Origin of the sequence: Pseudodesulfovibrio hydrargyri, from assembly GCF_001874525.1 — a bacterium.
In the GTDB taxonomy this organism is placed as follows: domain Bacteria; phylum Desulfobacterota; class Desulfovibrionia; order Desulfovibrionales; family Desulfovibrionaceae; genus Pseudodesulfovibrio; species Pseudodesulfovibrio hydrargyri.
Genome location: NZ_LKAQ01000004.1, coordinates 105,343 through 118,569, shown reverse-complemented (window position 1 = coordinate 118,569; position 13,227 = coordinate 105,343). Strand labels below are relative to the sequence as shown.

The window sequence follows — 13,227 nt, the reverse complement described above, 5'->3', positions numbered from 1 at the left end:
TAGATGGTCATCCGGCCCGCGTTTCCCTGCACAGACGGCATTGCAGGTCGTAGCCGTATGCCTCGGCCGGCCGCGGGCGGACCGGCCGCACGGCGGCGGGCTCCTCCTCCCAGCGGGGGCTATAGGACAGGGCCACGGCCTCCACCGCCCGCATGGCCTGCCCGAGTCCCGAGAACGGGGCGCGGGCGGCCGCAGGGTCGGATGGCGTCGCGTTACGCATTGATTCGGACATTGAATCCTCCATCGACTGTATGGCGAATCCCGCACGTGCGGGTTGCTCTCGAAACGGGCGCGAAACCAGGGATGGGACGGCGGAAGGGATGCCGGGAAAGGGGAAGAGGAAGGACACCGGCCCGGAGAACCGGCGGAGTGCGGCGTGTGCGGTTAGAGGACGCTCCCGCGAGCGTGCGGAGAAGGAAACCGGACCCGGCGCCCATGCGGCCCCCCTCAGTATCGCCGGACCGGCGGCACCGGCCCGGGGTGATATGTGGTTCCAATAGCGTGCATGCCTTCCCTCTGGTCGCGTCCCTCGGAAGATGTTCCCGAGGGGAACCGGCTCGGCGGCCTTCACGCCTCCACGTTTCAAAGGGGGCTGTCGACCCTTCCGCGATCGCCGGGCTTCCGCGCCATTTTCAACCTATGGACAGGTTGAAACCGAAGCAAATGAACAAAACAATACAATGATTCCGCACAATTATGTCGGAACAGGCATAATGGAGGCGGGGGAAGAGGTCGGTTGGAAGCACGGGGCGGGAAGGGCAGTGTTCGGGGCGGGCGCCGGTTGGCTGTGTCAGCCGGACAAAGAAAAAGGCCTTGCGCGGTATGCGCAAGGCCTTCAACTGGCTTAATGGCGTCCCCAAGGGGATTTGAACCCCTGTTAACGGCGTGAAAGGCCGCCGTCCTGGACCAGGCTAGACGATGGGGACGCAAATTTGGCTGGGCTGCAAGGACTCGAACCTTGATTAACGGAGCCAGAACCCGTCGTCCTGCCAATTGAACGACAGCCCAGCAGCGAGAAGTTGATTTAAGGGTTGGGCCTCTTTATGTCAACTTCTTTTTTGCGGAATTTACACGGCGCGGGCGAGCCGACGGGTGCGTTTCTTCAGCTTGGTGATCTGACGGCGCAGGCGGTCGCGCTGGGCGCGGCCCTCGGTCTCGCTCTTTTGCACGCGCAGGGCGCGGATCTGCCGCTTGATCTCGTGGATCTGCTTCTTGTACGGGGAGATCTGCTCCTCGTCGACGATGCCGAAGACTTCCTTGATCTCGGCGACCAGCTCATCCTTTTCCTTGCCGGAAGCACCGGTGATCATGGGGAGCTTCTCCATGCACAGGGCACGCAGCTCCTTGGCGGTCATCTTTTCCAGCGGCTTGGTCAGGCCAAGCTCGTCAAAGGAAATCTCTTTTACTTCTTCACTCATGGTGTACTCCTTAAAAAATGCCCTGCGGCGGAATTCGTTTACGAGTCGTCAAACATGCGCTGGTATGCCCGGTAACATCTGCCGACTGGCGAATCCGGGTCCAGCTTCCCATTTAGGCTGCCTAACTTCTCAGGTTTTTTAAGTTTCCTCGGAGGCTCAGGGGCCTCCGGCCGGATCTCTCCGTCCAAAGGAACTCTGCCGTTTAGCAGTTCGAATACCACCTTGTCAAAGACTTCCTTGCCCAAAAAACCGTTGACCCGCTCAAGGATCATCGGGCCGAGAAATTGGGCCTCCTGCATGACGATGGGGTCGTCAGCGGCCAGGACCAGCCGCCCGCCGCGATGTCCCAGGGGCCGGGCCATGCCGGCCACGTCGCCGAGCAGTTCGTCCCAGGCCCGCCAGAGCCGGACCAGGTCGCGGCCGCCCGCCCTGTCCAGCCCCCTGAGCAGGGTGGGCAGGGCCTCGCCCACGCGCTGGGTCTTCCGCCGCCGCCCGGGGCGGTCGGTCGTGCGTCGATAAGCCATGGATCAGATTCCCGCGCCCTTGGGCGTCAGTTTGATGGTCACGATGGACGGTTCGAGCTCGTAGGCCTCGCCGGTGCGCTCCTGCTCGTCCACCTTCTTGGCCGTTCGGGAGGCCACGCCCCCCGGGCCGTCGCCCAGGATCATCCCGGAAACGACCCCGTCGCGGATGGCCCTTTCCGGTTTGAACCGGCGGCGCAGCACAATCTCCTCCTGCTCGTATCCGTCCTTGACGATAGTCAGCAGGTGGTCGGATTGCCGGTCCAGGTTGACCGAGCAGGGTGTGGCCGAGCACTTCTTTTCACCGTCCGCGTACACGGTCGCGCCCAGCGGATCGGTGGACACCGGGACCCGCTGCATGGGCACGCCGCAGGCGCAGACCGGCAGCAGGCAGGCCAGGCAGGCGAGAACGTGGGCGATGCGGGCCATACTCCCTCCTAGATGCATGTGCGGGCGCGGTAATTGACCAGTACGGACGGGCAGCCCGGCGAGAGCGCCACCTGGATGGTGGTGGATCCCACCGAGGGCTTGGCGTGGTCCTCGCTGGACGAGTATTGGGCCATGATGACCATGTCCGCCTCCTGCCAGCGGGCCTGCTTGAGGATCTCCACGTACGGCACGCCCTCCCAGCAGTGGAATTCGTGGCTGACGCCTTCCAGCGCCCGGGCGTACCGGCTTTGCATGCGGCCGACGGCCTTGTCGATGAAAACCTGCATGGACTGCATGTAGTAGGCCGGGTTGGGCGTGACCTGGCCCACGTCCAGGACGTGGAAGATGTCCAGGTGCGCGCCGAAGGACGAAGCCATCTGCACCGCGTAGCACAGGGCCGAATCCGACGGGGTGGAAAAGTCCGTGGCCATGACGATGCGCTTGATCCGAGCCCCGGCGGGCACGGGGTTGGTGACCACCATGACCGGGCAGAACACGTTGGCGCAGACCTTGCGGATGGTCGTGTCCACCACGCCCCACATGCGGTCCGCACGGTGAGGCGGCTGGGTGTGGTGGCCCATGACGATGAGGTCGATGTCCTCGGCGTGGATGATCTTGAGCATCCGCTCGTGCGCGTTGCCCGTGGACACCCGGATGGAGTGGCGGATGTCCTTGAGATCGTCCTTGTAGAATTCCGCTATCTTGGCCTCGGTCGCGGCCAGCAGCCGGTCCCGGTCCGTCTGGTCGTCAAAACAGCACCACGCGTCCCGCTCCAGGGGCAGGGAGTGGAACAGGACCACTTCCGCATTGCGTGAACGGGCCAACTCAAAGGCCGCCCTGGGCGCGGTCTGCGTATCGATCTGCGGGGTCACCGCCAACAAAATCTTTTTGAACATGCCCAGCTCCTTGTCCGGCCGATGGAGTCCATGCCGCGTTTCGCCAGCCGGCTTGGCGAATGTCCTAGCATACTATCGCAAAAATCCTCCGGCTTTCGCAAGCATAAACCCGGCCGTACAAAGTTTGCAAAATGAGACGAGGTGCGCTGCATGGCGAGGAGGCCTGCGGGCGAGGGCGAGGCAATGCGACAAAGGAGGAGCATTGTATTGCGCACGTTCCTCGCGAAGCGGCACCAACCATTTTGGATGTTTCCGATAACCCTTTTCAGAAGGAGGGCGTCGGAGGCAATCCACAAAAGAAGAGCAATGCCCTCTCATTCCTCCGGCAACGGTTTCCTCGGGCGGGCCGTTGCCGGAGGAATGAGGGCGCTACTTGAAGTGGTCGTACAATGTAAAAATAGCCATGAATACTGGTATGATGACGCTACTAACCACCATGGCGATGGATTTTAGATCGCACGGCCAGTCGTTCGCCTCGGACATGATTTTTTGTAGCAGCAGGATGTTTCTGGCTCTGTTGATATCATCGGGAGACGATTTCGGATTTATCGCTTCCAGCGACTTGGACAACGTCTCGTCCAACTCACTTATCTTGCGATATTTTGCATCGACCATGAGCTTGTGCAGGTTGTACTGCGGGACGATGAACAGGATGACGACCAAAGGGCTGAACATGCCTGCAAGGATCATGGACCGTGTATCCGGTTGAGCGAAGAATTGGCAGACCATGACCAAAGAATAGATGGAACCGGTAATAAAGGCGATTTGCCACAAAAGGTCTCCGGCGGCCCCGATACTTTCCCCTGGATGAGGATAAAACGTAAGATCCATCCGGGAAAACGGGTTTACGTCCTCGTCAGGAGGACACCTGCCGATGTTCCAGGTGACGACGATGATGGATCCGACACACCATATCATGGCTCCCCCCAGGAACAGGAGCAGCAGCATGACGGACTGGTATGTCCATTGCGAGTATGCCCAGAGGTCGTCTACAGGAGTGTTGAAGTAGAAGTCGCCAAGTAGCATCAGGTGTTGAGCACGGTTTTTCTTGGCGGCAGTGTTTTCTTTCGCGGTCAGGGGCTGGTATGCCTTGTTCTTCTTTCCGAAATATTGATCCCATTCGGGGTCGATTTCGGCTCGCCTATTTTCGTCCACCACCAATCCCAGGTCTTCGTCATGGGTCGGGGTCGGAAGATGGGGGGCGTAAGTTTCCTGAGGTGGGTCGGTGAGGAACTTGTACCACTTTTCTCCCTTGTCCTTTTCAGCATCAAATTCTGCGGCCAAATGGATGACCTTGCCCAGCGGCAGTTGCACCCAACCCCAGATGGCCGGGTCCTTGGCCAAGATGGCCTGTCCGCCCGTTTTGCCGTTCTCCGCTTCGCTCACCGCTGCGTTCGCAACCACGTCCTGCGGAAGCGTGCGGTATTTGGTCAGGCCGACGTTGACGCTCAGTCGGTCTCGGACGCCAGCCTTGTGTATGATGTTGTGGGTGGGGGTCGGGTAGATTTGCGTGGATTGCAGGAACAGGCAAAAGGGGACGGTGAGAACGGCACCGGTAATGAGCATGTAGCGATTGTTAAAGACTAAGCGGATACGCCGGTTGACATCTTTGATCATTCTCTCTTTGTGCGCATGGGTAAAGAGTTCGCAGAAGGCGTTGGCGACATTTTTCGCCTGTCTGGAGTAATGGATGATCAAGATAGCCAATACGCCCGGCAAGATGGATTTGACGATGTTGACCGCAAAGCGTCCGTTCTCCTCGTCGCAGAGAACCATGGACAGAATCCTCGCGATGAGCAGGAGCACGCTCACTATGAGCCAGAAAAGATACGGCGCTTTTCGGAAGCCGAAGAATATGCTGATATGCTCGGGAAAGGTTGTGACCACGAATGAGCAGCCGGAATTCAAGTCCTCTCCCTGCCCTGGCGAGGAGAGGTTGTCGCCGCAGGCGCAATTTTCGGACGTTACGACGGCCGTACGTCCGTCCCCCGTGGCTGTTTCCGGAGCATGATCGTTCGCTCCCGAGGAAACCGTGTCGGTCTCATCGGGCTCGTGCATCTTATCCTGCATGACGTACCCCCCTCGATGCCGGTTGCAAAAGATGCTTTTATTTATGCGTATCAATAAATCTATTCATCATATACGAACAAATGTCAACATGTCGAACTGAAAAGCGCCTTGACCGGTGAGTCCTTCTTGGGTAGATATGGGCTGTTCCGTATATCAAGATATCCTGATATAGAGCGAAGCGAATGGAAATAATAAAGTATTGCAAAGCGTTGTCGGATGAGACCCGGGTGCGCCTGGTCAATGTCCTGCTGGAATACGAGCTCAACGTGGGTGAAATCGTCCAGGTCATGGAGATGGGGCAGTCGCGGATTTCGCGGCACCTCAAGATTTTGTCAGAGTCCGGGCTGGTGGGCGTGCGCCGCGAGGGGCTGTGGGCCTTTTACCGGGTCAGTGAGGACGGGCCGGGCCGGGCGTTTCTGAACGGCGTGCGCGAGCTCATGTCCGGCGAGCCCGAGCTCAAGCGGGACCGGAACCGGGCCGAGAAGGTCATCCTGGAACGTACGGCGGCCACCCGCCAGTTCTTCGACGACATCGCGCCCGAGTGGGACCGCATGACCGCCGAGGTCCTGGGCGATCTGGACCTGGGCCGCGAGATCCAGGCCCGGCTGCCCGAGTGCGACTGCGCCGCGGACATCGGTTGCGGCACGGGCGACATGCTCGAGATCCTGGCCCGGTCGTCGCGCTCGGTCATCGGCGTGGACAACTCGCCCAAGATGCTCGAACTGGCCGAGGAGCGGTTCTCCGGCGACGGCCACATGAGCCTGCGCATCGGCGAGATGACCCACCTGCCCCTGCGCGACTGGGAGGCGGACTGCACGGTCATGTCCCTGGTCCTGCACCACCTGGCCATGCCGCTGGACGCCATCCGCGAGGCCGGGCGCGTGCTCAAGATCGGCGGACGGCTGCTCATCGCCGAGTTCGACCAGCACGACAATGAGCTCATGCGCTCGGAGTACGGCGATCGCCGACTGGGCATCCCCCGCGAGAGCATGTGCGGCTGGCTCGAGGAAGCCCGTTTCGATATCCGTTCGGTTACGGAATTCAAGGTCAACATGGGCCTCGTCGTGGTCCTGTACGAGGCCGAAAAACGATAACAATCTCTTATTCGGAGGTATTTATGTCCAAGAACGTCATGCCCGTCGATCCCAAGTGCGAGAGCAAGGTGGCCGACATGTCCCTGGCCGAGTGGGGCCACACCGAGATGCAGCTGTCCGAGCGCGAGATGCCCGGCCTGATGGCCATCATCGAAAAATACGGCCAGGAAAAGCCCCTCAAGGGGCTGAAGGTCACGGGCTCACTGCACATGACCATCCAGACCGCCATGCTGATCAAGTGCCTGCACGCCCTGGGCGCGGACATCCGCTGGGCGTCCTGCAACATCTTTTCCACCCAGGACCATGCCGCCGCGGCCATCGCGGACTCCGGCATGGCCAAGGTCTTCGCCTGGAAGGGCGAGACCCTGGAGGACTACTGGTGGTGCACCGAGCAGGCCCTGACCTGGCCCGACGGCTCCGGCCCGGACCTGATTGTCGATGACGGCGGCGACGCCACCCTGCTTATCCACCAGGGCGTCAAGGTCGAGGCCGACCCGTCCATCGCGGACAAGGGATACGACGTCCATGAGTTCCAGATCATCATGGACCGTCTGGCCGCCTCGGTGAAGGCCAACCCGACCAAGTGGACCGAGATTTCCAAGAAGGTGCGCGGCGTATCCGAGGAAACCACCACCGGCGTGCACCGCCTGTACGAGATGCAGCGCGCGGGCGAACTGCTTTTCCCGGCCGTCAACGTCAACGACTCGGTGACCAAGTCCAAGTTCGACAACCTGTACGGCTGCCGCGAGTCCCTGGCCGACGGCATCAAGCGCGCCACCGACGTGATGGTCGCGGGCAAGGTCGTGGTCGTGGTCGGCTACGGCGACGTGGGCAAGGGCTGCGCCCAGTCCATGCGCGGCTTCGGCGCGCGCGTGCTGGTCACCGAGATCGACCCCATCTGCGCCCTGCAGGCCGCCATGGAGGGCTACGAGGTGACCACCATGGACGACGCCGCCTCCCGCGGCGACATCTTCGTCACCTGCACCGGCAACTACCACGTGGTCACCGGCCGGCACATGGAGGCCATGAAGGACGAGGCCATCCTGTGCAACATCGGCCACTTCGACTCCGAGATAGAGATGGTCTACCTGGAGAAGACCCCGGGCTGCGTGCGCAAGGAGGTCAAGCCCCAGGTGGACAAGTGGACCATGCCGTCCGGCAAGTCCATCATTGTCCTGGCCGAAGGCCGTCTGGTCAACCTCGGCTGCGCCACCGGCCATCCGAGCTTCGTCATGTCCAACTCCTTCACCAACCAGGCCCTGGCCCAGATCGACCTGGCCAAGAACGACTATGAGCCCAAGGTCATGATCCTGCCCAAGAAGCTGGACGAGGAAGTGGCCCGGCTCCACCTGGCCCGCCTCGGCGTCAAGCTCGAGAAGCTGACCAAGAAGCAGGCCGACTACATCGGCGTGGACGTGGAAGGCCCGTTCAAGCCCGATCACTACCGCTATTAGTCCAAGAATCGAGCGTGCAATGGATGAGGGGAGCCCGTTTGGGCTCTCCTCTTTTTTGCCTCGCGGCGAACGGGTGCGGGGACCATGCCCGTTCTGGGACGCAATGCCGGACATGTGGCGGGAGGCGGAGCGAACGGCGTATAGGATCCGCCCGTTCCGGCGGGCAGATAGGGGTTGATTTGTGGGGCTTGCTGGTTCAGTATCAAAAAGCGTAAAATATACTGCTCCATATCGTGTCCCGGGACCGATTTTGGAGGGAGCCCCCATGAAAATCGCCTGTATCGTCCTGCCCACCTACAACGAATCGGAAAACGTCGGGATTCTGCTGCCGCGGATATTCGAGCAGGCGGACAGGATTCCCAGTCATGAACTCCATGTGCTGGTTGTGGACGACAATTCGCCGGACGGAACGGCCGGCGTCGTCAGGGGGCTTCAGGCTCGGTATCCGCATCTGCACGTCATTTCAGGGCAAAAGCGGGGGCTGGGCGAGGCGTACAAGCGCGGTTTCGCGCATGCGATCAAGGAACTCGACCCGGATCTCATCCTGCAGATGGACGCGGACCTGCAGCACTCGCCGGAGTTGCTGCCGTTGATGATCGGCCTGCAGCAGTACGGTTTCAACTTTGTCATCGGTTCCCGGTTCGTCCTCGGCGGCAGCACGCCGAACTTCTCCTTCAAGCGGCGGATGATGAGCCTGGTCGGGAACTGGCTGCTGCGGAACATGGGCGGGCTGCCTGCCATAAAGGACTGCACGTCGGGATTCCGCTGCATCAAGGCGGAGCTGTTGAAGCGCTGCGACCTGGCCGGGCTGTCCACCAAGGGGTATTCCTTCCAGTCGTCGCTGCTCTTCGAACTGGCACGGAACGGGGCCAGGATCATCGAAATCCCCATCACTTTTCCGGATCGGGTCCGGGGAGAATCCAAGCTCGGCCTTGCCGACCAGATCGAGTTCCTGCTCAACCTGGTCAGGATTCGGTTCCGCAACTCCAGCGAATTCATTCGTTTTCTGTTCGTCGGGGCCTCCGGAGTCGTGGTCAACCTGGGGCTGTACTGGGTCCTGACGCGTCTGCTTCCCATCGGGCTGGAGATCGCCGCCCCTGTCGCCATCGAGGTTTCCATTGTATCCAATTTCATATTGAACAACGTCTACACCTTCAGGGAGCGAGGTTCCGGGAACAGCCTGGCTCGGCGTTTCCTGTATTTTCACGTCGCGGCAGGTCTTGCCGGGGTGGTCAACTACTCCATTTTTATTTTGCTCGTGCGCGGGGTCGGCATGTACGACATACTCGCCAACTGCGTCGGCATCGTCGGCGGAACGGTGGTGAACTATCTGATGAACTCGCGCATCACATGGGGCGCCGGGAAAAAGGGCGGGCCGTTTCACTCGGACAACCGGTCGATGCGGTAGGGTGGCCGCCGCCCGGGCCGCCATGACAACAGGATGATGACAGAAAACCATTTGCGCTTTTTGGGGAATCCCCAAGCGGCGGTGCCGCTGCTCCTTGTCCTGGCGTTCGCCGTCCGGTTTCCCGCCTTTTATACGCCGACGATCGACTGGGACGAGTCCACCTTCATCCTGTTCGGGCAGCACATCCTCAACGGCGGCCTGCCGTATGCCGATTATTTCGACATAAAGCCCCCGCTCCTGTTCTACTTCTTCGCCGGTGCGATCAAGCTGTTCGGGGCCTCGGTCCCGGCCGTGCGCGCGGCGGGCGCCCTGTGCGTCTTTGTCACGGCCGGTGCCTGCTATTTTCTGGCCCGGCGCATGTGGGACGGGCGGGCCGGTTTGCTCGCCGGGATCCTGTGTATCTCCGGCATGTCCGTGGGAAGCGGGGCGGCCGTGCTGTCGGAAGCGGTGGCCATGGCTCCGCTGATGGTCTGCGTGTATCTGGTCATCGCCGAAAACAAACGCGGCTGGGCCATGTTTCTGGCCGGGGCGTGCATGGGCGCGGCCGTGCTGATCCGGAGCAATCTGGCGTACACCTGTCTTTTCTCGGCACCGGGCGTCCTGTTCATCCTGCTCGAGGACAGACGCGGATTTCCGCGCCGGGCCTCGCTCTACGCCCTGGGCGGCGTCTGCGTTCTGCTCCTGACCCTGTATCCGTTTTACGCCCGCCATGCCCTCGGCGACCTGTACCGGGCCGTGGTCCTGACTCCCCTGGAGGGGCTGGACGGGGCCATGAGCATCGGCGGGCTGAAGATGCTCCTGTGGACGTGGAACGACGGCTGGAACCCCTTCATGGTAGTGGCGCTTTGCGGACTGTTTCTCGACATCGCGCAACGCGCCGGACGCCCCTCCGGGCATGCCAGGCATCTGGTGTTTCTGGGGTTGATCCTGGCGGCCACGACGGTGTCCTTTCTGGGCGGGAAGACGCTCTATGCGCATTATGTCATTCAACTGATCCCGGCCCTGGCATTGTTCGGCGGGCTTGTCCTGTCCCGTCTTCTCAAATATGGCGTCGGGCCGCGGCTGCTGGGCCTTGGTCTGGCTCTCTACATCCTCCTGCTGCCGTTGCTGCCCCTGTCCTTCACGCTCCAGCGGCTGTCCGGGATCGTCTGGCATATGGACGGCGAGTACCATGTCGTCGCCAGCGACGAATCCGAAACGGCCCGGTACATACGCGCGCACCTTCCGGAGGGGCGGGCAATATGGGCCATGAACGATCACATCATATACTGGCTGCTCTCCATGGAGCCGCCCTCCAGATATGTGATGCACCCGAGCAAGATCACATTGCCGGTCGAGGTCTCGATCGACTCCGGCCGCACGGCGACGGCGCTCTCCGAGATCGAGGATACCTTTGCCAAAAAGCCGTACTTCATCGTTCGCGGAACCAACAACCGGTACATCCGGGAGGGGACGCCCGAAGGGGACCTGATCAACGCGGCCATGCGCCGAAGCTACGAAAAGGTCGCGCAGTTCGGCAGGCTGGGCGTCTTCCGGATAACGGACGGGTAGGGGGGAGACGCCCGCCTGTTCCGGGCAGGGTGCGCACTCGCCGGTTAACACCTCGACAACACACGCGAATGTCGTGCCTTTTCTTGCCCAAGTTTTTATGCGGACGGACGCGGGCTGTTGTGATAGGTAAGCCGACATGATTCATCTCCGTCTTCATAGGGTCCCGTTGCCTCTGCTTTTCCTGTTCGCGTGCATGCTTTGGGCCGGTCCGGCCCGAGCCCTGAACGTGAACGTCCGGGTGTCCAGCTTCAAGGTGGACCTCGGTCTCGAATACGCGCCGGGGAACCTGATGGACGGCGATCCGTCCACGGCCTGGGCCGGGGGGAGCATCTCCTCGGGGGAAGGGCAGTGGATGGAGTTCTCCTTCGACATGCCGGTGCGGATCACGGGGTTGGGCATCTACAACGGGCACCAGGGCGAGGGGCAGTTCGAGAAATTCCGGCGCATCCGGTCGGGCCGGGTGGTCTATCCCGACGGCTCGGAGTTCCCCTTCTGGCTGCGCGACGAAAAGGGCGAGCAGGTCATCAAGTGTCCGGGCAAGCCGTTCAAGTCCCTGCGCATCGTGGTCGACTCGGTCTTTCCCGAGGGCGTGGCCCTGGCGCGGATGAAACTGGCCGTGTCCGAGGTCAAGCTGTACCTGACGCTGATGCCCGCGCCGCAGAGCGGGGTGGAAGGCGGCAAGGACCCGGCGGATACGTTCGAGCCCCAGGTGCCGCCCGCGGACACGGTCAATCCCGTGCCCGAGGAGATACAGGTTCTGCTCAGGGAGTTCTACGTCAGGCAGACCTCGCTGGACGACGACTTCCATATGCTTTTCGCGCCCCACGTGCGCGACCGCTTCGACTTCCAGTTCGAGGTATTCAAGGAGATTCAGCGCCAGCGCGGGACCTACAAGCTGCTGCGTACGGCCAAGGTGGACCCGTCCGGGCTCGGCTTCGAGCTGGTCTATCTGGATAAGGACGTGGCCGAGGTCCGCGTGTTCGGGAGCTACCGCGTCCAGGTGGGCAAGCTGGACAGAAACCTGGAGGACGATTCCGTCTTCGTGCTGATGAAGGGGCAGGAGGGCTGGAGGATTCTCGAACTCGATGGCCAGGAAGAGGATTTCTAATCGAATGACAGCTAAATCAGGCTGTTAGACAATCCAAATATCAATCAACTCCGAGGCGTAGAGCCCTTCGGAGTCGGCCGGGATCACGGCCAGTCCGTGGGCCTGGACAATGGTCCGAAGCAGGCCGGATTTGCCGAGCACCGGATGGGCCAGGGGCGGCTGCCCGTCGCGTTCCTCCAGGCGGATGCGAACGTAGTCCTCGCGGCCCGGCTTGGAGGCCACGTTGCGGGCCAGCTCGGCCTTGCGCAGGCAGCGCCGGGCCGGGGAAAAGGCGTTCCCGTCGCCCATGAGATGGCGGATAAGCGGCAGGATCAGGACGTGCATCACGACCAGGGCCGAGGTCACCTGGCCGGGCAGGCCGATGACCGGCTTGTGGCCCACGCGGCCGAGGATGGTCGGCTTGCCCGGGCTGATGGCCACCCCGTGGGCCAGGATTTCCGCCTCGTCCATGGCCTCGATGGCCTGGACCGTGAGGTCGCGCACGCCGATGGAGCTGCCTCCGGACAGCAGGACCGCGTCGTTTTCGGCTATGGCCCGCTCAAGCGCCCGGCTCAGGCTGTCGAGGTCGTCCTTGACGATGCCGTAGGGCACGGGCGCGCCGCCCGCCTGTTCCACCAGGGCGGCGACGGTGTGGGTGTTCACGTCGCGCACCTGGCCCGGCTTCGGTGTCTGGCCGACTTCTATCAACTCGTCGCCCGTGGACAGGATGCCCACCCTGGGGCGCTTGCGCAGGGACAGTTTTTCGAAGCCCAGGGCCGCGGCCAGGCCGATTTCCTGGGGCCGCAGGACCGTGCCCGGGGGCAGGGCCTCGGCGTCCTTGCGGGCGTCCTCGCCGCGCTGCATGACGTTCTCGCCCGGGGCCACGGACTTGCGTATCTCGATGGTCCCGCCCACGGTCTCGTCCTGCATGGCCTGGGTGTGCTCGACCATGACCACGGCGTCCGCGCCTTCGGGCAGCACGCCGCCCGTGGCGATGCGCGCGCATTCTCCCGGGGAGAGGACGGTGTCCGGCAACTTGTCGATGGGCAGGGCGGCCACGCATTCCAGGTAGCCGGGGTTGGACTCTCCGGACCCGAACACGTCGCGGGCGCTGACCGCGAACCCGTCCATGCAGGAGCGGTCGAGCAGGGGCCAGTCGTGCGGTGCGACCAGGCCTTCGGCCAGGACGCGCCCGGCCGCCTTGGCCAGGTCCACGGTCTCGGGGGAAAGCGGCGCGAACCCGCGCAGCAGGGCCTCGAATTCGGACCGGGAGATGATCGTGAAAAATCCGTGTTCCAT

Annotated in this window: 12 protein-coding genes and 2 tRNA genes; 5 read left to right on the top strand and 9 right to left on the bottom strand. The window is 62.2% G+C overall.

Annotated features, from left to right (window positions below):
• Positions 1–7 precede the first annotated feature (7 nt).
• The 8 genes from BerOc1_RS05095 to BerOc1_RS05060 form a co-directional block, all read right to left on the bottom strand.
• Positions 8–232, bottom strand: coding sequence for a hypothetical protein (locus BerOc1_RS05095; RefSeq protein WP_071544658.1), 225 nt, complete (start codon positions 230–232; stop codon positions 8–10).
• A gap of 616 nt (positions 233–848) precedes the next feature.
• Positions 849–926 (bottom strand) — tRNA-Glu (locus tag BerOc1_RS05090).
• Between the two features lie 7 nt (positions 927–933).
• Positions 934–1,008, bottom strand: a tRNA-Gln gene (locus tag BerOc1_RS05085).
• Positions 1,009–1,067: 59 nt separating this feature from the next.
• Entirely contained in the window at positions 1,068–1,418 is a 351-nt protein-coding gene (locus tag BerOc1_RS05080; RefSeq protein WP_071544657.1) for a hypothetical protein, read from the bottom strand.
• Positions 1,419–1,456: 38 nt separating this feature from the next.
• Complete coding sequence (locus BerOc1_RS05075; RefSeq protein WP_071544656.1) at positions 1,457–1,942, bottom strand: DciA family protein; 486 nt, start codon at positions 1,940–1,942, stop codon at positions 1,457–1,459.
• A 3-nt stretch (positions 1,943–1,945) separates the two neighbouring features.
• On the bottom strand, positions 1,946–2,368 hold the full coding sequence (locus BerOc1_RS05070; RefSeq protein ID WP_071544655.1) for a PEGA domain-containing protein: 423 nt from the start codon (positions 2,366–2,368) through the stop codon (positions 1,946–1,948).
• 8 nt (positions 2,369–2,376) lie between these two features.
• The gene (locus BerOc1_RS05065; RefSeq protein ID WP_071544654.1) at positions 2,377–3,264 is read right to left on the bottom strand and encodes a universal stress protein; all 888 of its coding nucleotides are present in this window, start codon (positions 3,262–3,264) and stop codon (positions 2,377–2,379) included.
• Between the two features lie 369 nt (positions 3,265–3,633).
• Entirely contained in the window at positions 3,634–5,334 is a 1,701-nt protein-coding gene (locus BerOc1_RS05060; RefSeq protein ID WP_071544653.1) for a hypothetical protein, read from the bottom strand.
• A gap of 182 nt (positions 5,335–5,516) precedes the next feature.
• Here BerOc1_RS05060 and BerOc1_RS05055 point away from each other — a divergent pair, with 182 nt between their 5' ends.
• From BerOc1_RS05055 to BerOc1_RS05035, 5 genes are all read left to right on the top strand, one after another.
• The gene (locus tag BerOc1_RS05055; protein ID WP_071544652.1) at positions 5,517–6,428 is read left to right on the top strand and encodes an ArsR/SmtB family transcription factor; all 912 of its coding nucleotides are present in this window, start codon (positions 5,517–5,519) and stop codon (positions 6,426–6,428) included.
• A gap of 23 nt (positions 6,429–6,451) precedes the next feature.
• On the top strand, positions 6,452–7,882 hold the full coding sequence (gene ahcY, locus BerOc1_RS05050) for an adenosylhomocysteinase (protein ID WP_071544651.1): 1,431 nt from the start codon (positions 6,452–6,454) through the stop codon (positions 7,880–7,882).
• Positions 7,883–8,147: 265 nt separating this feature from the next.
• A complete protein-coding gene (locus BerOc1_RS05045) occupies positions 8,148–9,290 on the top strand; it encodes a GtrA family protein (RefSeq protein WP_071544650.1) in 1,143 nt (380 codons plus the stop codon).
• A gap of 81 nt (positions 9,291–9,371) precedes the next feature.
• Positions 9,372–10,841, top strand: coding sequence for an ArnT family glycosyltransferase (locus BerOc1_RS05040; RefSeq protein WP_165610786.1), 1,470 nt, complete (start codon positions 9,372–9,374; stop codon positions 10,839–10,841).
• A gap of 136 nt (positions 10,842–10,977) precedes the next feature.
• A complete protein-coding gene (locus tag BerOc1_RS05035) occupies positions 10,978–11,949 on the top strand; it encodes a discoidin domain-containing protein (RefSeq protein ID WP_071544648.1) in 972 nt (323 codons plus the stop codon).
• Between the two features lie 24 nt (positions 11,950–11,973).
• On the opposite strand, the gene BerOc1_RS05030 is transcribed toward BerOc1_RS05035, so the two are convergent.
• A complete protein-coding gene (locus tag BerOc1_RS05030) occupies positions 11,974–13,227 on the bottom strand; it encodes a molybdopterin molybdotransferase MoeA (protein ID WP_071544647.1) in 1,254 nt (417 codons plus the stop codon).

Coding starts and splice junctions, on each gene's coding strand:
- BerOc1_RS05035 (WP_071544648.1), top strand. CDS start 10,978: ATGATTCATCTCCGTCTTCATAGGGTCCCGTTGCCTCTGCTTTTCCTG.
- BerOc1_RS05080 (WP_071544657.1), bottom strand. CDS start 1,418: ATGAGTGAAGAAGTAAAAGAGATTTCCTTTGACGAGCTTGGCCTGACC.
- BerOc1_RS05030 (WP_071544647.1), bottom strand. CDS start 13,227: ATGGAACACGGATTTTTCACGATCATCTCCCGGTCCGAATTCGAGGCC.
- BerOc1_RS05075 (WP_071544656.1), bottom strand. CDS start 1,942: ATGGCTTATCGACGCACGACCGACCGCCCCGGGCGGCGGCGGAAGACC.
- BerOc1_RS05055 (WP_071544652.1), top strand. CDS start 5,517: ATGGAAATAATAAAGTATTGCAAAGCGTTGTCGGATGAGACCCGGGTG.
- ahcY (WP_071544651.1), top strand. CDS start 6,452: ATGTCCAAGAACGTCATGCCCGTCGATCCCAAGTGCGAGAGCAAGGTG.
- BerOc1_RS05060 (WP_071544653.1), bottom strand. CDS start 5,334: ATGCAGGATAAGATGCACGAGCCCGATGAGACCGACACGGTTTCCTCG.
- BerOc1_RS05095 (WP_071544658.1), bottom strand. CDS start 232: ATGTCCGAATCAATGCGTAACGCGACGCCATCCGACCCTGCGGCCGCC.
- BerOc1_RS05070 (WP_071544655.1), bottom strand. CDS start 2,368: ATGGCCCGCATCGCCCACGTTCTCGCCTGCCTGGCCTGCCTGCTGCCG.
- BerOc1_RS05065 (WP_071544654.1), bottom strand. CDS start 3,264: ATGTTCAAAAAGATTTTGTTGGCGGTGACCCCGCAGATCGATACGCAG.
- BerOc1_RS05045 (WP_071544650.1), top strand. CDS start 8,148: ATGAAAATCGCCTGTATCGTCCTGCCCACCTACAACGAATCGGAAAAC.